Origin of the sequence: Anaerocolumna xylanovorans DSM 12503 (genome assembly GCF_900143645.1) — a bacterium.
GTDB classification, from domain to species: domain Bacteria; phylum Bacillota; class Clostridia; order Lachnospirales; family Lachnospiraceae; genus Anaerocolumna; species Anaerocolumna xylanovorans.
The window spans coordinates 34,794-59,660 of sequence record NZ_FRFD01000013.1; the positions used below are offsets into that span (position 1 = coordinate 34,794).

21 protein-coding genes are annotated in these 24,867 nt (G+C 41.1%); 20 read left to right on the forward strand and 1 reads right to left on the reverse strand.

What is annotated here, in order from left to right:
* The first annotated feature begins 1 nt into the window (after position 1).
* Entirely contained in the window at positions 2–1,039 is a 1,038-nt protein-coding gene (locus BUF11_RS20040) for a PocR ligand-binding domain-containing protein (RefSeq protein ID WP_073590655.1), read from the forward strand.
* A gap of 97 nt (positions 1,040–1,136) precedes the next feature.
* The gene (locus tag BUF11_RS20045; RefSeq protein ID WP_073590656.1) at positions 1,137–2,396 is read left to right on the forward strand and encodes a 6-phosphofructokinase; all 1,260 of its coding nucleotides are present in this window, start codon (positions 1,137–1,139) and stop codon (positions 2,394–2,396) included.
* Between the two features lie 62 nt (positions 2,397–2,458).
* Here the strand turns inward: BUF11_RS20045 and BUF11_RS20050 are convergent, their stop codons facing one another.
* On the reverse strand, positions 2,459–3,088 hold the full coding sequence (locus tag BUF11_RS20050; RefSeq protein ID WP_242952429.1) for a YczE/YyaS/YitT family protein: 630 nt from the start codon (positions 3,086–3,088) through the stop codon (positions 2,459–2,461).
* 211 nt (positions 3,089–3,299) lie between these two features.
* On the opposite strand from BUF11_RS20050, the gene BUF11_RS20055 reads away from it, so the two are divergent.
* From BUF11_RS20055 to BUF11_RS20140, 18 genes are all read left to right on the forward strand, one after another.
* Positions 3,300–4,271, forward strand: a complete 972-nt coding sequence (locus BUF11_RS20055; RefSeq protein WP_073590657.1) for a LacI family DNA-binding transcriptional regulator — start codon at positions 3,300–3,302, stop codon at positions 4,269–4,271.
* A 223-nt stretch (positions 4,272–4,494) separates the two neighbouring features.
* On the forward strand, positions 4,495–5,424 hold the full coding sequence (locus BUF11_RS20060; protein ID WP_084558786.1) for an ABC transporter permease: 930 nt from the start codon (positions 4,495–4,497) through the stop codon (positions 5,422–5,424).
* Positions 5,425–5,441: 17 nt separating this feature from the next.
* Positions 5,442–6,362, forward strand: a complete 921-nt coding sequence (locus BUF11_RS20065) for a carbohydrate ABC transporter permease (RefSeq protein ID WP_084558787.1) — start codon at positions 5,442–5,444, stop codon at positions 6,360–6,362.
* A gap of 79 nt (positions 6,363–6,441) precedes the next feature.
* Positions 6,442–8,187, forward strand: a complete 1,746-nt coding sequence (locus BUF11_RS20070; RefSeq protein WP_073590659.1) for an extracellular solute-binding protein — start codon at positions 6,442–6,444, stop codon at positions 8,185–8,187.
* Positions 8,188–8,239: 52 nt separating this feature from the next.
* On the forward strand, positions 8,240–9,613 hold the full coding sequence (locus BUF11_RS20075; protein ID WP_175562115.1) for a glycoside hydrolase family 32 protein: 1,374 nt from the start codon (positions 8,240–8,242) through the stop codon (positions 9,611–9,613).
* 331 nt (positions 9,614–9,944) lie between these two features.
* Entirely contained in the window at positions 9,945–10,814 is an 870-nt protein-coding gene (locus BUF11_RS20080) for a GNAT family N-acetyltransferase (RefSeq protein ID WP_073590661.1), read from the forward strand.
* An 89-nt stretch (positions 10,815–10,903) separates the two neighbouring features.
* Entirely contained in the window at positions 10,904–12,073 is a 1,170-nt protein-coding gene (locus BUF11_RS20085) for a class I SAM-dependent methyltransferase (protein WP_073590662.1), read from the forward strand.
* Between the two features lie 88 nt (positions 12,074–12,161).
* Positions 12,162–13,217: a hypothetical protein gene (locus BUF11_RS20090; protein WP_073590663.1), complete on the forward strand. Its 1,056-nt coding sequence runs from the start codon at positions 12,162–12,164 to the stop codon at positions 13,215–13,217.
* A 21-nt stretch (positions 13,218–13,238) separates the two neighbouring features.
* Positions 13,239–13,592: an MmcQ/YjbR family DNA-binding protein gene (locus BUF11_RS20095; RefSeq protein ID WP_073590664.1), complete on the forward strand. Its 354-nt coding sequence runs from the start codon at positions 13,239–13,241 to the stop codon at positions 13,590–13,592.
* Positions 13,593–13,684: 92 nt separating this feature from the next.
* Positions 13,685–14,359, forward strand: a complete 675-nt coding sequence (locus tag BUF11_RS20100; RefSeq protein ID WP_073590665.1) for a response regulator transcription factor — start codon at positions 13,685–13,687, stop codon at positions 14,357–14,359.
* Positions 14,347–15,531, forward strand: a complete 1,185-nt coding sequence (locus BUF11_RS20105; protein ID WP_073590666.1) for a HAMP domain-containing sensor histidine kinase — start codon at positions 14,347–14,349, stop codon at positions 15,529–15,531. Before BUF11_RS20100 ends, BUF11_RS20105 begins: the two co-directional genes overlap by 13 nt.
* Positions 15,532–15,626: 95 nt before the next feature.
* Positions 15,627–16,517, forward strand: coding sequence for an ABC transporter ATP-binding protein (locus BUF11_RS20110; RefSeq protein WP_073590667.1), 891 nt, complete (start codon positions 15,627–15,629; stop codon positions 16,515–16,517).
* A complete protein-coding gene (locus tag BUF11_RS20115; protein WP_073590668.1) occupies positions 16,508–17,770 on the forward strand; it encodes an ABC transporter permease in 1,263 nt (420 codons plus the stop codon). Before BUF11_RS20110 ends, BUF11_RS20115 begins: the two co-directional genes overlap by 10 nt.
* Positions 17,727–18,344, forward strand: coding sequence for a hypothetical protein (locus BUF11_RS20120; RefSeq protein ID WP_073590669.1), 618 nt, complete (start codon positions 17,727–17,729; stop codon positions 18,342–18,344). Before BUF11_RS20115 ends, BUF11_RS20120 begins: the two co-directional genes overlap by 44 nt.
* A 417-nt stretch (positions 18,345–18,761) precedes the next feature.
* Positions 18,762–19,364: a TetR/AcrR family transcriptional regulator gene (locus BUF11_RS20125; RefSeq protein ID WP_073590770.1), complete on the forward strand. Its 603-nt coding sequence runs from the start codon at positions 18,762–18,764 to the stop codon at positions 19,362–19,364.
* Positions 19,365–19,727 (forward strand): response regulator, encoded by a 363-nt coding sequence (locus BUF11_RS20130; RefSeq protein ID WP_073590670.1) that lies wholly within the window; start codon positions 19,365–19,367, stop codon positions 19,725–19,727.
* A gap of 21 nt (positions 19,728–19,748) precedes the next feature.
* On the forward strand, positions 19,749–21,785 hold the full coding sequence (locus BUF11_RS20135; protein WP_242952430.1) for a chemotaxis protein CheA: 2,037 nt from the start codon (positions 19,749–19,751) through the stop codon (positions 21,783–21,785).
* A 25-nt stretch (positions 21,786–21,810) separates the two neighbouring features.
* Positions 21,811–24,855 carry a PAS domain-containing hybrid sensor histidine kinase/response regulator gene (locus tag BUF11_RS20140; protein WP_073590671.1) on the forward strand — a complete coding sequence of 1,015 codons (3,045 nt, stop codon included), beginning with the start codon at positions 21,811–21,813 and terminating at the stop codon, positions 24,853–24,855.
* Positions 24,856–24,867: the final 12 nt, after the last annotated feature.

A 24,867-nucleotide genomic window follows, 5' to 3' on the forward strand; every position in this document is an offset into this window, starting at 1 on the left:
GGTGAAGGAAACATTTAATTATGATGAGGATAAGAGTAAGCTTAAACTTACGGATATGATCAGTCTTGAATTTTTACAAAGATTTCAGGATGCTTTTTCAAATGCTGTTGGTGTCTCCAGTATCATTACGGATGAAGATGGTATTCCTGTTACGAAGGGATCAAATTTTACGGATTTTTGTATGAAATCAAACCGCGGGTGCGCCCAAGGGGCTAAAAGGTGTATGCAAAGCGATGCTTTTGGCGGGGCTGAAAGTGCAAAAACGGGAAAGCCTGCAGTTTATTATTGCAAAAATGGTCTGATGGATTTTGCGGCACCTATTCTCTTGGATGGAAGACTGATTGGTACGATGTTAGGCGGTCAGGTGTTGACAGCATTACCCGACAAGGAAGTATTCTTACAAGTAGCGAAAGAAATAGGCGCAGACCCTGATGAATATTTAAGGGAAATAGAGAAAGTAAAAATTTTGCCGGAGGAACAGGTCCGTGCAGCTGCATATCTTCTTTATTTAGTAACGGGCGAATTCTCACGAATGGGATACCAGAGACTTTCACTTATAAAAATGGCGGCAGAAATCCAGGAAAATGTTTCTCAAATGACAGAAACCATTAATGAATTGGCATCATCGGCCACTGAGGTTACAAATAGCCAGAATATGCTCAATAGTGAAATAAAAAATGTGAAGAGCCTGTCAAAGGAAATCAACACAATAACGGAATTTATTCGGGACATTGCAGATGAGATTCAATTATTAGGAATAAATGCAACAATTGAAGCGGCAAGGATTGGGCAGAACGGATTAGGATTTGACGTAATTGCCGAAAGAATCCGCAAGCTATCCGGTGAATCAAAGACTACAATGGATAAAATAAAAGGCTTTATCCGTCAAATCAATGATTCGGTTACTAAGACATCGGAGTTAAGTAAGGTGACGCTGCTAAAGACAAAGCAAGAAGAAAATGGAGTAAAGGAAATTGCTCAATCGATTGAAGAATTTATGAAAATGTCTGAAATACTAAATTATTTGTCAAAAGAATAATCAGTTACGTTATGATTAACTTAGTGCGGCGTCAGAGGAACGGATAGGGGCTTGTGTCTGAAACACAAGTCCAATCTGTTTAAGGAGGTTTTTAAAAGTGGAAGGATTAAAAGGTGCTTGTATTTTCGGGCAGTCAGGAGGACCGACGTCCGTAATTAATGCCAGTGCGGCAGGCGTTTTTAAAGAAGCTATGAGGCACAGATGCATTACTGAAATATACGGCTTGGCATATGGAATCCAGGGAGTACTTAAGGAAGAATTTTACGACATGCGTAAAGAGATTCCCTACGTGCTTGAATTATTAAAGACTACACCGTCGTCGGCACTGGGCTCAATCCGCTATAAACTGAAAGATGCCAAGGATGATACGGATTATAAAAGAATTCTGGAAGTGCTTAAGAAGTACAATATCAGATATTTCTTCTATAATGGCGGAAATGATTCCATGGATACCTGCAATAAAATCAGCGATTATCTTAAACAGGTAAATTACGATTGCAGAGTAATTGGAATCCCTAAGACAATTGATAATGATATCTGGGGTACCGATCATTGCCCTGGATTTGGAAGTGCGGCAAAATACATTGCAACTTCCGCAATGGAAATTTACCACGATACTAAAGCTTATGATAAAGGAAAAATTACCGTTTTAGAGATAATGGGCAGAAATGCGGGCTGGCTTACCGCTTCTACCGCTCTTGCCTCCCATAAGGGCAGCGGTCCTGATCTTATATACCTTCCTGAAGTGGAATTTAATATAAGTAACTTTGTAAAAGAAACAGATTTGCTTTATAGTAAAAATAAGAATGTTATGGTAGCTGTTTCAGAAGGAATAAAGGATAAAAGCGGCAGATATATCGCAGAATACAGCTCTGATCTCTCGGGTAATAAGGATTCCTTTGGCCACATGCAGCTGGGAGGATTGGCGCCGGTACTGGTAAAAGCTCTGAAAGATAAAACGGATGCTCCGGTCAGATACATTGAGTTTAGTTTGCTTCAAAGATGTGCTGCCCATTGTGCCTCTAAGACAGACGTCGATGAAGCATATTTTGCCGGACAAGTGGCGGTCAGAAGTGCAGTTGAAGGCAAGTCGGGCTATATGATAGGCTTTGAGAGAGAAGACGGTCCTGAATATAAATGCAGTATAAAGCTTGTTGACTTAAGAGATGCTGCAAATGTTGAAAAGAAAGTTCCGGGAGAATGGATTAACAAGGAAGGCAACGGGGTAAACCGAAAATTTATCGAATACGCCCTGCCGTTAATTCAGGGAGAATCATATCCCCCTACGGAAGGCGGCCTCCCGCGATTTGCAAAATTGAACAAAGTCCCTGCGGATCAAACAGGCCCAAAAGGATAAAACCTATGAGCCTGTCAAAGAGTTCTTGGAAAACGCCTTCATGGGTTTAATATGGGGAAAGTTTATAGAAAACGATTGATTTTTTCTTTGACCCAGGCAATAACCGGACCCAGTAAAAAAGCAATCAGCACGGTAACAATGCCGATAGTACTGCCAAGTAAAAATCCAATGAGGCAGGCAGTCATGTCCCAGGCAATACGTATAATGCGGAAGGGAATTTTCTTTAGCTTGGAAGCAATGATAAATGAAAGGGCGTCATAGGGTGCAGAGCCAAGATCTACAGCCATGTAGACGGCAGCAGCTAATACGAAAATAAGCAGGGAAGGTATTAAAACGACAATCCGGATACTTAAAGCCGTAAAGGCATTATCAGGCAGGATAAAGTCAAACAGCCATCTGAAAAAGTCCGCACTATACCCGACCAGCAGCATGTTGGCAAGTGTACCCCAGCCAATCTGTGAACGGTCAAATAGAATAACAAGTATAAACAAAATAAAATTGAACAGCACCAGCCAGGTTCCAAAGGAAAGATGCAAATGCCTGGATATGCCTAAGTTCATGGCGGAGCAGGGGTCTGTTCCGAAATTTAAACGAATGAGAAAAGACAGCGACAGTCCCATAAGAATAACTGCTATAATAACAGAAAAAATTCTCTTTTTATCTTTAAAACCAAATTTCATTTGAGTTTCCACGTATATCCTCCCCCTATGTAGGTAATGCAGATTGGTATGACTGTCAAAGCTAAAATTTTGGCAATCAATTTATATTACTAATAAATAAACAGAATGTCTACTGGAATTTTTACAAGCTGCCGGGCAATCAGTTTCCTTTCTTGTTTTTCCTGAAAGGAAATGTTATAGTAGGCTTAATATTTGGTTTATCAGGTTACAAAGGAGGGTATGGATGGCTAACATCAGGGAAGTGGCAAAAAGAGCGGGAGTCGGGGTGGGAACCGTCTCAAGGGCTTTAAATAATACGGGCTATGTGGCAGAAGAAACAAGGCAGAAAATCATAGATGCGGTAAACGAACTGGAGTATACCCCCAATGAGCTTGCAAAGCAGCTTTTTAGAAATAGGAACGGAATTGTGGGAGTCATGGTGCCAAATCTGGAGCATCCTTTTTTTGCAAAGATGATGCGGCACATTGAAATGGAGCTGTCAAAGCATGGATATAAATGCCTGGCTTGCAATACTATTGGTATTGTTAACAGGCAGCAGAGCTTTATGGACATGCTGGACCGTAATATGGTAGACGGAATCATTGCTTGTGTAGACTCTCTTGCGGATTTTGAGGGACGCAAAGGCAGGGCAATTGTCAGTATGGACAGAAATTGGGGACCGGATGTTCCTATTGTTCTATCCGACCATGGGCAGGGAGGAAGACTGGCAGCAGAAGCCTTTTTAAGAGATGGCTGCCGTAAGGTGGTTCAATTTACAGCCGGAAGGAAATCGGAGACTACCAATCTGCGTCATGAGGTACTGGCACAGATATTGCAGGAGAATCAATGTGAGGTCATTACCATAGGGACCAAGTGGGATGCGCTAAGTTATGCTTATAATAAAAGCATTGTCCTCCAATACATGGATGTTATTCAGGAAGCAGACGGGCTTATGACCAATGATATCGGAGCAATGAGCTGTCTTGTAGTAGCACAGAAGATGGGGATTAAAGTGCCGGACCAGCTAAAGATAATAGGGTATGATGGTACCGAGATAACGAATCTAACCTATCCGGAATTATCTGTTGTTGTGCAGGATTGCGGAGAACTTGCCAGAAATTGTGTGGATATGGTTCTGGATATGATTGATGGCAATGAGCCGCAAACAATGAGGAAAATAGTACCTGTTACATGGAAACAGGGTGGAACAACATAGAGCGTTCCATAATAGATTGAACAAAAAGAAGGATTCTTTTCTAAGGAAAGGGTCCTTCTTTTTGCTTGTAAGGAACATATATACAAAAAACACTGGATAAAAACAATGAAATATATAAAAATATATAAATATATATTGACAGTATAGTGAAAAGTGATTATAATGCATATATGGAACGGGTTCCATATAAACAGTTTTGTATGATGTGAGAGAGGGTAAAGATATGAAAAAAAGACAGAGAATTCAGTTTTTGTCAGTGAAGCAGGTTTTAAAATGCTGGCAGCTCTATGTTTTGTTAATACCGGCATTGCTTTGGGCCTTGATTTTTGCCTATTATCCGATGTATGGCTTGGTTATTGCATTTAAGGATTATAAAATCCGGGCGGGAATTATGGCAAGTCCCTGGGCAGATCCGCTGCTTAAATACTTTAAACAGTTTTTCAGTACCAGCATTGCTGTTCATGCCATATGGAATACGGTAATTATCAGCTTGGAAAGTCTGGTCATTGCGTTTCCGATACCTATCATATTTGCGCTGCTTCTGAATCAGATTCAGAAAAAAGGAATTCAGAAAACAATCCAAACGATCAGTTATGCACCATACTTTATGTCAAATGTAGTTGTTGTCAGCATTATTACTGTTATGTTCTCGGCAAATGGTGTGATTAATAATATCCGTCTGGGATCCGGCGGCAAGGGGATTTTATTTACCTCTCTTCCGGAGTGGTTTCGTACATTATTTATCGGATCAAATATCTGGCAGACAATGGGCTTTAACGCAGTAATTTTTATCGCAGCCCTTACCGCCATCAGCCCTGATTATTATGAGGCGGCGACCATTGACGGTGCTTCCAGATTTCAAAGGATTTTATATATCGATATTCCCCTAATTATGCCGACTATAATACTCATGCTGATTTTACAGATAGGAAATATTATGAACATTGGTTATGAAAAGGCCTACCTGATGCAGAACGGTTCCAATACCATTGTCAGTGAATTAATCTCCACTTATGTTTATAAGGTGGGTCTGCAGACGGCACAATACAGCTTTGCTACGGCAGTGGGACTATTCAATTCCGTTGTCAATTTCATTATCCTGGTGGCAGCCAACAGGATAGCAAGAAAAGCAAGCGATATCAGTATCTTTTAGGAGGTACAGGAAAGGGCATGGTTATTAAAATGAAGATACGTACAAAGAAACATCGGTTGATGAAGTTATCAAAAGGAGACCGCATTTTTCAGATATGCAATGGGCTGATAATGCTGATTCTGTGCATCGTTATTGTTTACCCTCTCTATTACGTGGTTATAGCTTCTGTAACGGACCCGGTTATTGTAAATTCCGGAAAACCTTTGCTTTACCCGGTGAAGGTGTATTTAAAAGGATACATAACGACTTTAAATTACATGCCGCTTTGGACGGCTTATAAAAACACCATACTTTATACAGTGGCAGGAACAATTGTGGCACTTATTGCTACCGTACCGGCAGGCTACGCCTTATCCAGAAAGGACCTGGCAGGACGCCGGGGATTGATATTCTTATTCACTTTTACCATGTTCTTTAACGGAGGAATTATTCCTTTATATTTAACTATTCGAAACCTTGGCATTTACAATACCATCTGGGCTATGGTACTGCCGGTAGCAGTATCCGCCTATAACCTGATTGTATGCCGTTCCTTTTTCTCCTCCGGTCTGCCGGATGAGCTTTTGGAGGCAGCCAAGATGGATGGATGTTCGGACTTTGGGTTTTTCTTCCGGATTGCCATACCGCTGTCAAAGACCATTATTGCGGTAATGTGCCTGTTCTATGCAACGGCTATGTGGAACCAGTTTTTCAATGCCCTGATGTATTTGCAGGATGATTCCAAGATGCCTCTGCAGGTAGTCTTAAGAAATCTGGTATTAATGAACCAGGCCAATCAGATGGGTTCCTCGGGAGATGCCATGGTTACCAAGCAAAAGCTGGCAGAACAGCTTAAATATTGTATCGTGGTAGTGTCCGCTGCTCCTTTGCTGATGGCATACCCTTTCCTGCAAAAATATTTTGCCAAAGGCGTTACAATCGGAGCAGTAAAGGGATAACAGAATTAATACTGCCGGGATAGTATCTTACCTTTCTTGGCGGGTTAAGATTAATAGAATATAGAAGGAGGATTTAGTTATGAAGAAGGTTGTTTCATTGTTACTTATTGTGGTTTTGGTTGTAAGCGTACTTGGCGGCTGCAAGGATAAGGGCTCCTCAAAGAATGCATCAGGCGACGGAAAATCTTTGACTGCGGAGGAGCAGGAGGCTGTGGATGCCGGATTAATTAATCTGGACGGTTCTTTACCTATCATAAAGGACCCAGAGGCCTTTGAGAAGAAATACGGTAAAATTTCTGCCCTGATTGTTAATACTGCAGAGCGTACGGTGCCTGTTGGGGAACTGGCAATGTGTAAGAAATGGTTTGAGGATACGGGAGTTGAATTTGACTGGCAATCCATCCCTCAGGAAGGAGCCCAGGAGAAGATTAACCTGATGTTGGCTTCCGGAGAGGAACTTCCCGATGTATTCTGGAATTTCGGTGACGGTAAATCCGGTAATATTGTAGTTCAATATGCCGACCAGGATATCTTCCTTCCTACGGAGAACCTGATTAATAACGATATGCCCCACTTAAAAAAGATACTGGATGACAGCGAGAACTACTGGAAAGAAATCAAGGCACCGGACGGACATACTTACGGCTTCCCTTACATAGAAGAAATGTACGGACTTGTATTAACCGGAGGACCTTTCCTCATTAATAAGACCTGGCTTGATAAGCTTGGGCTGGCTGTGCCTGCTACGGTTGACGAATGGGTGAACTGCCTGAAAGCTTTCCGCGACGGCGGTGATTTAAACGGCAACGGCAAGGCAGATGAAATTCCCATGGCTTCCTGGTTTGGTGCAACCGATACGTTTGGTTCCTATAATTTATTCTACCGTTTCACAGGAGCTTTCGGCAGTGCGGATTCTTACTGCGGCGGAAATGCTTATGCTGACCATTTAAGACTGGTTGATGATAAGGTAACCTTTACGGCAAAGGATGAGGCATTCAGAAAAACAGCTGAATTCTTCAATATGCTTTATAAAGAAGGTCTGGTTTGGAATGGTTCCTTTGAGGCAGATGAAAGTGCCGCTTATAAATCCTCTTTAATTAAAGAAGATGTTGCAAGAATCGGAAGCTTTGCTACCTGGACGGATCAGGAAATTACCAACCTTGATGTACATGATGAATATGTTGCAATTCCCAGATTAAAGGGCGAGAACGGCATGAGCGGTTTTGAGAACAATTTCTCTGAATTGCAGGATTCCTCTGACACCGCCATTACCACCAGCTGCAAATTCCCTCACGTAATTGCTAAGTTTGTAGATTATATGGTTGGTGACCCTTATGTTTCCATACAGTCCAACTGGGGTGCAGAAGGCTATAACTATGTAAAAGATGATAATGGAGTTCTTAGGACTCCGTTAGATGACCAGGGAAGGTATGTGCCTCAAACAGAGTACACTACCTTTGGTACAGCACGTGTGAATTCTACCACCTGCCGCGGCTCCATGATTGTACTGAATGAATATTATGAGAAATATGCAGGTTATGCCTATGATGCCGTACAGCTCCTTGAGAATCAGAAGATAAACGGCAAAGACGATATTATGAAGGAATATGATTCCATACCCCGTGTAATGATGACCACGGAGGAGCTGTCCAGACTGGCACAGATTCAGCCTACTATTTCCGATGTTGTTGACAGATACATTAACCAATGGATTACCGGCGGCGTAACGGATGATAACTGGAAGTCTTATTTATCCGAATTAGACGCCGCAGGATTATCAGATTTACTTAATATTTATCAGACAGCAGTTGACAGAAACAAATAAAACAAATTAAGGAATGAGAAACATATCAGCAGAGCAGGGAGACTTAAACGAGATGAATTTACAGGAAAGACATAATTACAGGCCCAAGGTACACTTTACACCTTTATCCATGTGGACCAATGATCCAAATGGTATGGTATATGCCGATGGTATGTATCATTTATTTTATCAGCATAATACAGAGGAAGCCAGATGGGGGGATATCCATTGGGGGCATGCGATTTCCGCTGACCTGCTTCACTGGCAGCATCTGCCCGTTGCCATCTGCCCTGATGAGCTGGGGATGATTTTTTCCGGCAGCTGTGTATTTGACGCCTTAAACACTTCCGGTTTTGGTACGGCAGAGAGACCGCCTATGGTGGCGATTTATACCAATCATGATCCGGATACGAAAAAAGAAGTCCAAAGCATTGCTTACAGTACGGATTATCTGCATTTCATAAAGTATGAAAATAACCCTGTTCTTGAGGACTCGAATATCAAGGATTTCAGGGATCCTAAAGCTTTTTGGAATCCGGTCAGAAATTCCTGGAGCCTTGTCATTGCTGCCGGAGACAGAGTAAATTTCTATAGCTCGAAGAACTTAAAGGAATGGGAGCAGACCGGAGAATTTATAGCAGGAGAGAACGGACTTAAGGGCATCTGTGAATGCCCGGACTGCTTCCCGGTACAGACCGGGGAAGGAACAAAATGGGTGCTGATTATCAGTATGATAATTGGGGATGAGACAAAAGGAAATGTAGAGCATAAAACCCAGTACTTTATCGGCACCTTTGACGGAGATAAGTTTATTGATACGGAAAAGGAGAAAGAACCGCTTTGGTTAAATTACGGCACGGATTATTATGCAGCGGTAACCTTTCAGAATGCGGAAAGCAATATTTTGGTGGGCTGGGCTGACAATTGGGCCTATGCAAATGAAACCCCGACGGGCAAATACCGTGGCCAGATGTCCCTTGCTGCTAAGGCAGATTTAAAGAAAACTTCTGCCGGATACCGTATTGCCTTAAGTCCCATGGGACTTGAAAAGCTTATGGCAGGCAGTTTGCCCGTTGAGAAGGAGAGTAATCTGGAATGGGAAAGCTTTGGACTGACAGTTACAGGAAAAGGAAGCGGTAAGATTAACTTGCATAATGGCTGCGGTGAAAAGCTGACAATAGAGGTTTCCGGAGATGAAATTATCATTGACAGAACAAATGCCGATGAAAAGGACTTTAGCGCAAGGTATGCCATGTTCAATAAAGTATCTGTCAAAAGATATCAAAAGGGAGATTACCGGCTGGAGATGATTTTTGATGTGTCCCTTCTGGAATTGTTTGCGGAAGAAGGCCTGATACCGGCAGCCGTATCGGTTTATCCCAAGGAACCTTATAACCACCTTCTGCTGGAAGGTGATATGGAAGCGGTAATATATCCGGTAAAATGATAACGGTTTAATAGGGCCGAAAAAAGCTGCAATTAAATGGATAACCCTCTTAAATCAGATGCTTACAAAATAAGTATTCTGGTTAAGAGGGATAAAGAAGTACCTGGCTATTCTAGTATAAGTTCTTAGAAAGCCAAGGTACTTTTTTATCGTAATAAAACCGAAATTGGTACAAAGAAGTCTATAAAAAATTTTAAGGTGGAATTTAAGGCAGCTTTTTATTACAATATTTTATAGAAGGGAAATAGTTTGAAAAATCAAGATTTTTCAAACGAAACTTTGTGCCTGCGGCTCAAAGTTTGCAGTCCTTGGGAAAGGCATGGGGATTAGGATGGAAAACTTTGCATTTATTTCAGATTATAAACAGGATGAGGGTCTTAGAGTAAGTTTTGATGCATTGGCGCAAAAGACCTTTGGAATCCGTTTTGAAGAGTGGTATCAGCTTGGATTCTGGCGGGAGGATTACATTCCTTATTCCATAATGGATGGCAGGAGGATTGTCTCCAATGTATCAGTAAATAAGATGTTGTTTGATTTAAACGGGAAAAGAAAATCCTTCATACAGCTTGGTACGGTAATGACAGATGAGGAGTACAGAGGAAAAGGATTAAACAGGCTGCTGATGGAGCGGATAGTAACGGATTATAAGGATACCTGCGACGGAATTTATCTGTTTGCCAATGACAGTGTACTGGATTATTACCCGAAATTCGGATTTGAAAAGGCCGCAGAATATCAGTACAGTAAAAAAGTAAGGGACACAGGCGAAAAAAGAGCTGTTGCATGGCCTATGACGGATAAAAGAAGTTATGGTTATATGGAAGAAATAATAAGAAAGGGCCGGAAAAACAGTCTTTTTGAGATGGATAATATGGGCATATGGATGTTTTACCTCACTTATTTTATGAAGAATTCTGTTTATTATATTCAAGAACTTAAGACCTATGTAATTGCAGAGGAAGAAGAAGGTACCCTCTATCTCCACCATGTTATTTCAGAAAAAGAGGCAGAGCTGGATAGAGTAATAGCCGCGTTTGGAAAGGATATCACAAAAGTGATATTAGGGTTTACGCCTCTGTCTTCCCATGGATTTGACAGGGAGGAATTAAGAGAAGAGGATACAACTCTTTTTATCCTTGGAAAAGGATGGGAGGAATTCCAAGAAAAGCAGCTTCGTTTTCCGACACTGTCCCATGCGTAAATTATATATGGAGGTTTTGAGGTATTGATAAAAGATTACGGTTATTCCGATATATTACCGATTGCAATTACCGAAAAGAGGTGTTTTTTATGGATGAGAAGCAGCAGAAAGAACTGCTGGAATTAAAGAATTGGCTGAAAGAGACAAAAGATATAAGACTTGAGGAGATGGGGCAGTTTTTCAGCGCCAGGATTGACGGCTATGAAGAGCATATGGCTTTGTGGAAAGATTATTATGCATGGATAGCACAGGTGCTTCCTGATGAAACGAAGAAACTGCTTGATATTGGCTGCGGAACAGGGCTTGAGCTGGATGCCATATTTGACAGGTTTCCGGGGATGCAGGTAACGGCGATTGATTTGTCCGAGGACATGTTAAACCGTCTTCGGTCAAAGCATGGGAAGAAGGAACTTTGTATCATCTGCGGGGATTATTTTAAGGAACCTTTTGGGGAGGAATGTTATGATGCAGCAGTATCCTTTGAAACACTGCATCATTTTACAGCAGATAAGAAAGCAGAAGTATTCAGAAAACTTTATGAGAGCTTAAAGGCAGGCGGATGCTATATTGAATGCGACTACATAGCGGGCTCTATAGAAGAGGAAGAATTATTACTTTCGGAATATATACGCAGAAGGAAACGGGACGGGATACCGGAAGGGACTTTTGTGCATTTTGATATTCCTCTTACGCTGGAGCATGAAGTAGAAGCCTTAAAAAGGGCCGGTTTTGAAGAGGTTGAAGTTTTAGGATATCTGGGTGAGAACCGGACGCCTATGATAAGAGCATGGAAAGAAAAAAAGATATTCACTATAGCGGATATCTCTAAGATGACCGGGTTTACGGACAGGACAATCAGAAATTATATGAAGAGAGGTCTGCTAAAGGGCAGTTTGGTAAAGGGAACATGGTATTTTGATAATGGAAATTTGGAAGATTTTTTGGAAGAAAGGTTTGTAAAACAAGGGCTGAAAGGAAAGGCAGAAAGCCTGGTGGAACATTTTCTAAAAGGCAGAAAACAAGCAGAGGATACCCTGTGTTCTATCTATAATATGCAGTTTGACAGGGAGGAGGATGGAAAGAAAATCTGTGATAGGCTCCTTAATAAAATAAATACGGGAGGTTATAAAGAAATCCAATTCTCCTATCATTATGATAAGAAGGCAGGAAAGGCAAGGATAATATTGACCGGAAGGGCAGAAGAGGTGGCAGAGGTAATAGAGCTGTTAACAGCTTTCAGAAAACAAGCTTTAGCCTGAAAGCTATGAAAAACACATAGATTTTCATATTGAAAAGTCTCTCTTTGGTAGTTTAAACTATAGAAAATACCAAAGGGGGACTTTTTTTATGAGAGAATTATATGATGAGATTTATGCTATTCTTAAAAGAGTAGATTTTAAGAGGATATGGAATGGCTTTCATCGATATCCGTATGCTCTTTATAATGATAATACAGTTTATCTTAGGACAGGAGAGGTATCCTATGATCCTGCTTTTAGGGGAAATACCTGCATATTGTGGAAAGGTGACCTTTTGGCTATTTGGCGGGTGGATTCGGAGGAAAAGGTAAAGGCGGAGGAATTAGCAGCGGAAATTGCTCATGAAATGTTTCATGCCTTCCAGCAGGAAATGGGGGAAGAGAGGTATCCTAATGATTTTAAACTGCTTTGCTATCCCCTTGATATATGGAATTTATTCGGAAAGTACAATGAAAATCTGCTGCTTGCAAGGTCTGTAAAGGAAAAGGACAGGGAAGAGTTAAGAAGGATTCTTGCTCTTATTGGTGCATGCCGCAGGAAAAGAGCGTTTTTAATAGGGGATTTTATTTGTGAAGAGTATAGGACGGAAACGCTGGAGGGAATGGCTGAGTACACGTCTCTTATGGTATTAAAGCAGATTGATGATAAGCTTTACGAAGAAAGATTGGAAAAATATAGAGGGATATTAGGGGAATGCTCATTCGTACAGTTTGATATCAGAAAAATATCCTATATAACAGGAGCTATCCTTATGCTCCTGCTTTCTGAAGCGGGAATCGATATTTACCACAAGGTAGGAAAAGAAAAGAGGACAGTATGGGAGCTTGCTGCAGGCCGTTTACAGGAAACAGAAGTGGAGTTAGAGGCTTATAGCGGGATAGAAAAGCTCCTTACAGAGCGTAAGCAGAGGCAAAAAGAGCAATTTCGTACTTTCTTCCGAAAAAGCAGGGAAAAGGTGACAAGGGCAGGAATCATAACTGGGTATGACCCTATGAATATGATAAGATATAAAAATTTGATATTGTGTACTCATTTTGTAGAGATTACCTTTGAAGAGGATAAAAATAGTCTGGTAATAGCAGGTCCTGTAGTGGTACAATTAAAGGAAGAAAACGGAAGATGTATAAGCTGTTATTACCGTTAATGGCAGGGAGCGGCGGATATCATGAATGTAGAAGAAATAAAACAATATTGTATGGGTAAAGAAAATGCATATGAAGATTATCCTTTTGGCGACATTCCCATCTGTTACAGGTTAAATGGCGGAGGGATATTTGCACAGGTGTATCCTTTGGAAGGTGACTATAAAATAACTTTACGGTGCGAGACAGAGTATGGGCAGTTTTTTAGAACGGCATTTCCGGATATTGTGGTAAAGGGATACCATTGTCCGAAGATGCAGCAGCCGTATTTTAACACAGTATACCTTAATGACTTTGAAGACAGTAACTTGCTGCTGGATATGATCGACCATTCCTATAATGAAGTGCTAAAGCGGTTATCGAAAAAGAAAAGATAAAGGATACGGAGAATAGATAATTTGTAGATATTTATACAGTAAATTTTATATTAGCAGGCATTGTAAAGGTTAATAGAAAAAGGAAAGTAAAAATGGCCTATAAAATATTAATTGCAGATGATGAAGAAGATATACTAAGAATGTTAAAGGACTATTTCGAACTGTCGGGGTATCTTGTATATACCGCAGACAGTGGCTGTTCTGCAATTGAAAGAATAGCAGTTAACCCTGATATTATATTGCTGGATATTAATATGCCGGATATGGATGGGCTGTCCGTTTGTAAAAGAATACGAAACCATGTGAATGTGCCTATTGTTTTTTTGACTGCCAAGGTGGAGGAGCAGGATAAAATTAATGGGTTTTTACTTGGTGGGGACGATTATATCACGAAGCCCTTCAGCCTGGAGGAACTGGGTGCCAGAGTAGCTGCTCATTTACGCAGGGAGGGAAGGCAAAAAGGAACGCAGAAGGTAAGAATTGCCGGAGAGCTTTTAATTGAATACGACACCAGAAGGGTTTTCTGGGGTGAAAAGGAGATAGACTTAACCAGAACGGAATTTGATATTGTGGAAATATTAAGCCTTCACAAAGGACAGGTATTTGATAAGGAAACTATCTATGAAAAGCTTTGGGGATTTGACAAGGATGGCAGCAGCAATATTATAACAGAGCATATCAGAAGGATTCGGACAAAGTTTGGAAGATATTGTCAAAAGGATGTTATAGAAACGGTATGGGGAGTGGGCTACCGATGGATTATGTAGAGAAGCAGTTAGAGAAGATAAAAAAGTTCTTAAAAAATTCCAGTCTGAAAAAAGCACTGGGATTTTATATTATAATCGCAATTTTTCTATGCGGTCTTTGCTATTATGCCACCTATCTGTTCTGCGAGGGGTGGAAGAATGTTATTATGTCGGCGGAAGGGGTAACAGATTATGTTGTAATTTATAAGGACAACGAGGGTTACATTGCCGATACCGTAAACCTGCCTGAAAGTATTAAGAATAAGATGTATTTTCTGGAGGTGCTGGAGTCACTTTCTGTCCTGGTTTATGCAAGCATTGCTATTGTTATGGTCAGCCATATGTATTACAAGAACAAATTAAGGGAGCCGTTAGAAATTCTAAAAAAAGAAATGGAAGCTATGGGCAGGGATGATTTAAGCCTGGACTGCCGTTATCTAAGCGGTGATGAAATGGGGGATATCTGCGAGGCCTTTAACCGGATGCGTCTTCAGCTAATCGACAACCGGAAGAATGTATGGAAGCTGGTGAAGGACCAGAGGGAATTAAATGCAGCCTTTGCCCATGACATCAGGACGCCCCTGACGGTCATGAAGGGCTATACCCAGATACTTCGTAAGTTCCAGCCCGGCGGACAGATATCGGAAGAGAAGCTCTTTGAAATGCTTTCCCTGATTGAAAACCAGGTTGACAGGCTGGAAGAGTTTTCCGGCACTATGAAGGAGATAAATACCTTTGAAGATTTGGAATTAAAAAGGGAAAAGAGTACGGCAGGGGAACTTCTTTCACAAATAGAAAAACTTCTCTTTGGAATGGAAGCTTCCGGAATTTCTGCCAGGTTGAATTGTGAGGAAGGCTATGAAGGAGAGGAGATCTTTCTTGATAACAGAGCTGCCTTAGAGGTGGCAGAAAATCTTATCAGTAATGCACTACGTTATGCAAGGGAAAAGATTCAGGTGCAGATTCAGCTTGAGAACGGAAAGCTTTTTCTCTACATTAAGGATGATGGCGCAGGTTTTGATAAAAGAGCACTGCTAAATGCGAAAAAGCCCTATTTTACAACTGAAAAAGGGCATTTTGGCATTGGACTTACCATCTGTAAACTCTTATGTGAAAAGCATGGCGGAACCCTTGAGATGACCAATGGGATTCATGGAGGCGGAATTGTTTGTGCGAGTTTTTTTATATTGTAGTGAAAAGATAGATATTTAAGAGATAGAATAAAGAATGTGCCCTGGCACATTCTTTATTTATGGAATTTTGGAGTGATGGAAAGGAAAAACCTAATATGAATCAGGAGATAATTCTAAAAAACGTAAGTAAATATTACGGAAAGAAAAAGGCTGTTGATGGGATTAATCTGACCATCAGCGAGGGAATGTTCGGACTTTTAGGAAGGAATGGCGCAGGTAAGACAACACTGATGAAAATTCTTGCAACCTTACATAATCCAACAGAAGGAGAGATAAGCGTCAATGGAATCAACATCCGTGAAACGAAAAAAATACGCAGTATGACAGGATATCTGCCCCAGGATTTTTCCATGTATGGCGGAATGACAGCCTATGAAGTGATGGACTATCTTGGTACCCTTTCAGGTATGAAGAAGGAGGAGAGGAAGAAGCGCATCCCGGAGCTTCTTGATAAGGTAAATCTGTCTGCTAATCACAGAACCAAGGTAAGGGCCATGTCAGGAGGGATGAGAAGGAGGCTTGGCATTGCACAGGCAATCCTGCATAATCCGCAGATTCTGATCGTAGATGAACCTACGGCAGGACTTGATCCGGAAGAGAGAGTGCGCTTTCGTAATCTCTTGTGTGAGATTGCCCAGGACAGAATCGTTCTTCTCTCAACTCACATTGTAGGGGACATTGAGGCAACCTGTGAGGATATTGCAGTATTGGATAACGGAAAGTTATTATTTCGAGGAACGGTAAGAGAACTGATAGAGATGGCAGAAGGGAAAGTTTATACAGCGGAAATATCCAGAATGGAATTAGAGGAGCTGAAAGCAAAGCATATCGTTACGGCAATCTTATCAAAGGGAAGCATGGCGGAGGTGCGTTTTCTCTCGGAAGAGGGTACTCCCTTTGAAAAGGCAGTGCTTACAGAACCGAGTGCGGAAGACGCCTACCTTTATCTGATGGGAAGAGAAGGAGGTAAGGCTGTATGTGGCTGACATTGTTTCGGAAGGAATGCAAGATGTGGTGCAAAAGCATCATGTTTTTTGGATATCTGGCAGTTATCCTGTTCTTTTATCTGACGCAGATGGGGTCGGAAGACGTTCCGGCAAAGCCGGAGCCGGGGAAAGAGAGCTATGGCTATCATTACAGCACAGACGAAAAGGTGATTATGGAGACTGCCATGGACAATCTGCTGTATGAATACTGTTATGGAGTTTATGTAACTTATCCTATGGGGTTTTACAAAGGCGTCCGGCTGAATAAAGAAAAAACAGAAAAAATAGAAGTTATTATAGAAAAACTCACCGGCAAAACGGATGAGGAATTTAAAAAGATAATAAATGACTATAAAAGGGGAGTGAAATACGAATCATCGGGAGGGGCATCCTATCAGACGGAAGCAGCTCCGTTGGATTTAAAGCTTTCTAAGGACATTACCTATGATGAATTTCTTGGATATATGGAGCAGGCAGCTAAACTTATCGGAAATGGAAGCAAGTATGGAGATACCTATTTAAAGAGCAATGCAAGAGTGCCGCTCACCTATGAGGAGGCTTTGCATGAGTATAATCAGATGAAAGAAAAGGACCGTTTTTCCGGTGCCTATGCCAGGCTGTACTGTGATTACTTTGGTATTCTTTTGGGAATTATACCGGTATTTTTCGTTACATCCAGAGTGCTGAAGGATAAGCACAGCCATGCAAAGGGAGTGCTTTATGGAAAGAGTGCTTCTTCGGCTGTTATAATAACAGCCCGTATGGCAGCCATATGCACTATACTGTTCTTGCCCATACTGCTTCTGTCCCTGCTTCCTCTATCCCAGGCGGTCTATGCGGCAGGGAAGGCAGGGATTACAGCGGATTACCTTGCTTTTCTAAAATATTGTACAGGATGGCTTCTGCCAAGCATTATGGCAGTTACAGCTCTGGGTTATTTCCTGGGAGAACTGACAGAAGGAGTATTCCCTATTCTGATACAGGTAATATGGTGGTTTGCATCTCTTTTGGCAAACGTCAGCCAGATGATAGGCGGCTTTGGCTATAACCTTATTCCAAGGTTTAACAGTCTGGGAGAATATAGTGTTTTTTATAAATCCCGGGATTCGCTTGTGTGGAATCGTATCGTATACACTGTGGCCGCTCTGGTACTGACAGCGGCACTTGTTTATCTCTATGAATGTAAGAGGAAAGGAATTTATATAAAAAATGGAAAGGTATCAAAAGCTCATATTCGTAAATCTAAAGCATAATCTGTGGATTCCTGCATTGCTGGTATTTATACTCTGCCTGTTATCCCCCGTTGCTATAGGACTTGAGAACCTGAATGTACAGCAGACTGCCAAGGTTATTGAAGTATTTTTAAGCCTTACAGGAATTATATTTTTAATGACAGTATTTTCACCGGACATAGACAGGGATATCAGAGATATTGTTGCCTCTAAGAAGGAACCCATGCTGTTAAACCATCTGCTTCGCATTCTGTGTGCGTTGTTTTTCCTGTCAGCAGTGGGGTTATTATTTCTTCTGTGGATGATAAGAGGCGGGTGCCAATTTCCCTTTGGAAAAATGTTTTTCTGTTTTTTGGCAAACAGTGTTTTTCTGGGGGGACTGGGAGCATTTTTCTTTTCCCTATCCAATCAGCCGGTCTTAGGGTATATGGCATCTATTCTGTATTTTTTGCTGAACTTCGGGGCCGGTAAGAAATATATGGGCAATCTCTTTTTGTTTTCAATGCAATATGGAAGCTTTCAGGAGAAGTATTATCTTATGGCAGGAGGAATTGCTTTTTTATTACTGGCAATTATCTGGCGGGACGTAGTGTGAAAAATAGAAAGCATTTTTCACTTTCTATTTGGGCAGTATCGTGTAGATTGCAAGCAATCTACTGGCGGGTCTGCGATATGCATGGGTGTTAATCTGGAGAAAAGTAGTATAGGAAAACAAGATAGAATATAGAACCGGGCACACAGACTTTTATAAGGTCTTATACTGCCCGGTTATTTTTATGCGGCCGGCTTTTTGCCGGGTTATTAACCATAGTACCATAAAACGACAATTATTATCAAAATGTTGCAATATAGTACATTTTTCCTAATAAATAATTGACAAATTGGTAAAAAATACTATAATGTGAGTAAGTGGTTACTACGGTATAAGATTGGAATGGAAGATACGATGTATTTTTCATTTTTCTTATATAGGCATACAGTAACCAGATTTGTGGAATTCGTAGGAGAAATTATGAAAAGTCAAGTATTACATCGCAGGGATAGACTGATTATCACTACAATTGATCTTATAGATGAGTTGGGAATTCAGGGACTATCTACAAAAGAAATTGCGAAAAGAGAAGAGGTGTCGGAAGCAACCTTATTCAGACATTTTAAAAATAAAAACGATCTGCTTGCAGCGGTTTTGGATTATTTTGCTAAATTTGACGAAGATATTTTTCAGTCTGCCAGATACAGGAAAGCAAATCCCAAAGAAGCAATTCTCTTTTTTGTAAGCTTGTCCACAGAATATTATGAGAATTATCCTGCTATTACAGCTATTATTCAGATATTGGATGTACTCCGGTATGATCCGGAATTAAAAAGCAAAGTGGAAACTATCTATTTTCAAAGACTTAAATATATCACTCTTTTAGTGAAAGATGCCAAAATAAAGGGATATCTAAGAGAGGATACCGATGCGGAAGCCGTCGGGGATATCATATCAGGGTTATGCAGAGAGGTTATACTGATGTGGAGAATGGAAGGAAAGAAGTTTCCCTTAAAAGAGCGCACAGTATCAGCATTGCAGCTTTTACTGGATAGAATTTTTATAATAGAGGGAGGAAAGTAAATGAAAAAAATCCTTATTGTAGATGATATGGTTTTTATGAGACTATCAATTAAGAACATGTTGGAAAAGGAAGGACAATTTGAATTTTACGAGGCATCAAACGGAATGGAAGCAGTTCAAAGATATAAAGAATTTAAGCCTGACTTGGTAACGATGGATATTACGATGCCTGATATGACAGGAATTGAAGCACTTAAATTAATCATAGAGTATGATCCGAAGGCTGTTGTCATGATGATTTCCGCTATGGGACAGGAGGCTATGGTAAGAGAATCCATCCTGTCGGGCGCTAAGACTTTTATCATTAAACCCTTTAAAGAGGAGCAGATGTTAAAAACTGTTCAAAAACTGTTATCAATATAAATTCCATTGGGGAGGTATAATGTGCAGGACAAAATTACAAATGAACCGATGCTGGATGTGTATATTTTTGAAACATCCCAGCTCCTGGAACAGCTGGAGCAGACGGTACTAAAATGTGAAAAAGGGACGGGCTTTGCCGTATCAGATATCAATGAAATATTCCGCATCATGCATACCATAAAAGGATCTTCTGCCATGATGATGTTTCAAAATATATCGGTTCTTGCACATACAGCAGAGGATTTATTTTATTTCCTAAGGGAAGAAAAGCCCGAAGAGGTTGACTGTTCTTTCATTTGTGACGCTGTTTTCCAAAGCATTGACTTTATCAAGGTTGAATTAGAAAAGATAAAGAATGGCGATAAGGCAGACGGTGATTCGAAAGAAATAGCGGGAAGCATTAAAAATATTCTGTCAGAGCTAAAAGCAAACTGTGGATCAGTTAATATGCCCATAGATGAAAAGCGAAGAGAAGAAAAGCCAAAGAAGTATTACATAAGCCAGGACAGGGTAAATATTTCGCAATACAAATATGCCTATAAAGCAGTCATCTTCTTTGAGGATGATTGTGAGCTGGAAAACATACGTGCCTTTACCGTAATTCATGAACTTAGTGGAACAGCGGGAGAAATCTGCCACGAGCCGGAAAATCTGGAAGATACCAGTGAGTGTATTGAAAAGATTCAAAAAGACGGTTTTCTTATATTCTTTCAATCCAATGAATCCTATGAACAGATAAAAGAACTTTTAGAAAATACAATATTTTTAAAAAAGCTGGAGCTTACCAACCTGGGAGAAAAAGGACACGAAAACAGTAAGGATACTGTTAAGGCGGCAGAGGGTATTTCCAAGAGGATAAATGATGTTCCAAAGGAAGGCCATTCATCGGCAAATCAGGGTATAATCAGCGTGAATGTCAGTAAGCTTGACAAACTAATGGATCTGGTAGGTGAAATGGTAATAGCAGAAGCCATGGTAACCCAGAACCCGGACTTAAAAGGCTTGGAGCTTGGAAATTTCCACAAGGCGGCGCGGCAGTTAAAGAAAATTACCGATGAGCTTCAGGATACGGTAATGTCCGTGCGTATGGTTCCCTTAGGACCGGTTTTCCTAAAAATGCAGCGGATTGTCAGGGATATGAGCAAACAGCTAAAGAAGGAAATCACGCTTCAAATAATCGGAGAGGATACCGAGGTAGATAAAAATATTATTGAGCATATTTCCGATCCCCTGATGCATCTTGTAAGAAACGCTGCCGATCACGGCATAGAGCCGCCGGAGGAAAGGCTTATGCAGAACAAGGACAGAACCGGAGTTATCACTTTGGAAGCGAAAAATGCAGGAGGAGATGTCAGGATAATAGTAAGGGATGACGGCAAAGGATTAAAAAGAGAAGATATTCTTAAGAAAGCACAGAGCCTTAACCTGTTACCAAAAAATCCGGAAGAAATGGAGGATAAGGAAGTATTCAACCTGCTCTTTCTGCCGGGCTTTTCAACGAAAGATGACGTTTCGGAATACTCAGGACGTGGTGTGGGAATGGATGTAGTAATGCAGAACATCCGCGCTATTGGAGGGACGGTAACGGTGGACAGTAAACCTGGTAAGGGAATGTCCACTACCTTATCCATCCCTTTAACCCTGGCAATTATAGATGGTATGAACTTAAGAGTGGGCGACTCTTATTATACGATTCCTATGGTATCTATCATAGAATCCTTAAGACCGCGGGAAAGGGATATTATAATAGACCCGGAAGGCAGAGAGATACTAATGATCAGAGGGCAGAGTTATCCCGTTCTAAGGCTTCACCGGCTTTATGATGTAAAAACTAAGATAACCTGTTTTACAGAAGGTATTATCGTTGTTGTAAGACAGGAGGGCAAGCTCTTTTGTATCTTTGCAGATGAACTGATTGGACAGCAGCAGGTTGTAGTAAAATCCCTGCCGGCTTATATACGGAAAATGAAACAGATCAAAGGACTGGCGGGCTGTACCTTATTGGGAGACGGAAGCATCAGCCTTATTCTTGATGCAGCAGGTCTGGCTGATTGTTAAAGCCTGATAAAAAGGGGTGATAACCATGTATGAAAGTATGATGTCCGATGAGGCTGTTGCACTTGCACAAGCCACTCTGTCTTCAATCGGAGAAGGCGTTGTTTCTACGAATATGGAACAAAAAATCATTTATATGAATGAAGCAGCAGAGAGCATATTGGAGATAAAAGCCGAAGAAGCAAGAGGAAAAGATTTCGGACAGGTAGTAAGCTTATGGGATGCCAGGAGCGGTACAAGGGTGGAAAGTCCGATTGGAGAAGTGCTAAGCGGCGAAAAGATCAAGGGACTTAAAAACAATACAGTCCTAAGAACGGGCAGCAATAATGAAAAATACATTTCAGCAACCTTTACACCAATCGTTGACCAGAATTCTGCAATACGCGGAGCGGTGGTTACATTCAGGGATATTACAAGGCTTAAAAAACTGGAAATTGAAAACCTGAATGAAAAGAATAATCTGAAAATGATTTTCGATTATGCAGACGTAGGCATGGTTACCATAGACAGGGAGTATACCATAACACAGATAAATGACACGGCCCTGCAGTACTTAAACCGGAGCAGGGAGGAAATTATAGGAAATCCATTCACCGACAGCTTTCCCTGTACAGACAGCGTAATAAATAACTTCCGGTGCGGCAAGGGACCCCTGTGTAAAAACTGTAAATTCTGCAAGGCAGTCAGCTTGGCCTTTGGACAGGATATCAAAAGCGGGAATATCGAACAGCAAAAGACACCGTCTTGCAGCGGCAACCAAAGCGAATACTGGTTTCGCATCAGCGTAGCACCGATATCATTCAACTTTGCAAAATACAGTCTGATAACCCTAACGGATATTACGGAGAGCAAGAACAAAGAAAAAACAATTATAGAGGCAAGAGATTCCTGCCGGAATATATTGGATCAGATCCCATCCTTTATATGGCAGACGGACAGTAAACTTGCCTGTACCTATGCCAATAAAGTATGGTTGGATTTTTACGGGAAAAGCCTGGAAGAGGCACTGGGGTTCGGATGGTATGAATCCATTCATCCGGAAGATTTGCAAAAGTATGTTACTATCCGGGAGAAAGCAATGAAAAGCCAGGAATATTTCCAATCGGAAATACGGATACGCAGAAAGGACGGAGCATATGATTGGTGCATTGTAGCACATGCACCCTATTATAATCTGCAAGGAGAACTTAAAGGATACTTGGCTTCCATTCTTAACATACAAAAGCGCAGGGAAGCAGAAGAAAGACTGGAACGCTACCGGACTATATTTATCAGTGCAAGGGATATTGTTGTCATGATGGAGCCGGACGGGACCATCCTGGAAGCAAGTAAATCCGCACTGGAAGCTTATGGGTATACAAAAGAAGAATTGACCGGCATGAGTATCGGAAACATCTGGCTGGATAGCCATTTAGCAAGAGAGAGGCTTAATAAAAGCAGGCAAAAAGAGATTTTTTTGGAAGCTGTACATAAACGGAAAGATGGGAGCATTTTCGAAACAGAGGTCAGTACGCAGCTGGTTAATATCGGAGAAAAGATGATACTATTTAGTATCATCCGGGACATAACCGAGAGGAAAAGGACAGAAAGGGAAATACGTATAAGCCAGGAGCGCGCAGAGGCTGCCAACCAGGCTAAAAGTGAGTTTTTGGCAAATATGAGCCATGAAATCAGGACTCCTATTAACGGAATGACCGGCATGATTGACCTTACACTGCTGACGGAATTAAATGACGAGCAGAAGGAAAATCTGATAACAGCCAAGGCATGTGCGGGTTCTCTGCTAAACATCATAAACGATGTATTGGATTTCTCCAAGATGGAAGCCGGGAAGATGTCTATTGAATACAAAGATTTTGATATCAAAGAGATGATGCAGGAACTTGTTAAATTGTACACCGTACGTGTAGAGGAAAAGGGACTCTCACTAAAATATTCCTTGCAGGAGGACATTCCAACATATTTGAACGGAGATTTGGGGCACCTTCGGCAGATTATTGATAATCTGATGAGCAATGCCGTTAAATTCACCAATAAAGGTTATGTCAGCCTGGAAATCAGTAAGACCGGAGAAGTACAGGGGATGATAGAATTACTGTTCCGGATATCTGACACCGGTATTGGAATTGCAGAGAATAATCTTTCTTCTCTGTTCACAAGTTTTCATCAGGTGGAACATTCCTTTACAAAAAAATACGGAGGTACGGGGCTTGGACTTGCCATTGCAAAAAGGCTCATAGAGATAATGGGAGGTACCATAGAAGTTGAGAGCAAAGAAGGAGAGGGCAGCAGCTTTTTCTTCCGCCTTAAATTCAGAGAAGGAATTCCGGTTGCAAGTACAAAAAGAAACATACCGGAAATGCGGAAAACAGACAATCCTCTGAACATACTGCTGGTGGAGGATGATGAGATTAATCAGATGGTTACCACCAATATGTTAAAGAAGCGGGGACATAAGGTTGAGCTTGCCCGTAACGGAAAAGAAGCGGTAGGGATGTTTAGGGACAAAAAGTACGATATTATACTGATGGATATCCAGATGCCGGAGATGAATGGATTTGAGGCCACCCAGAAAATCAGGCAGATGGAAAGAGACGGGAAGCATATTCCAATAGTTGTCCTGACTGCCTATGCCCTTGAAGGAGATAAGGAAAGATTCCTGCAGATGGGGATTGACGGCTATCTGCCCAAACCTGTAAACATGGATATGCTTTTCAATATGATTGAAAAAAACTCATACCCGGAGGGAGTTTATTTGGATAAGAACGGAGAAATAAAGTACCTTACCCGGATAGAGAAAGAAAAATCCTCTCCGAAGACAGAGGAGCTGTTAAAGGAACTTTCGGGAAATATAAAGGAGCTTGGCAAAGCAATAGAAGGCTGGGATTTTGAAGTAACAGAGAAGATGGCACATCAAATCAAAGAGCAGGCTATAAAAGCCGGATTGGATGTATTAAAAGACATTTGCTTTAAGACGGAATTGTCTGCCAGAAAGGAAGAGATGGAGAAAGTGAAGAAAAACTATCAAAAGATGAAGGAGGAGCTGACAATTATCAGGGAACAGCTGGGCTGACAGCTTGGTCTA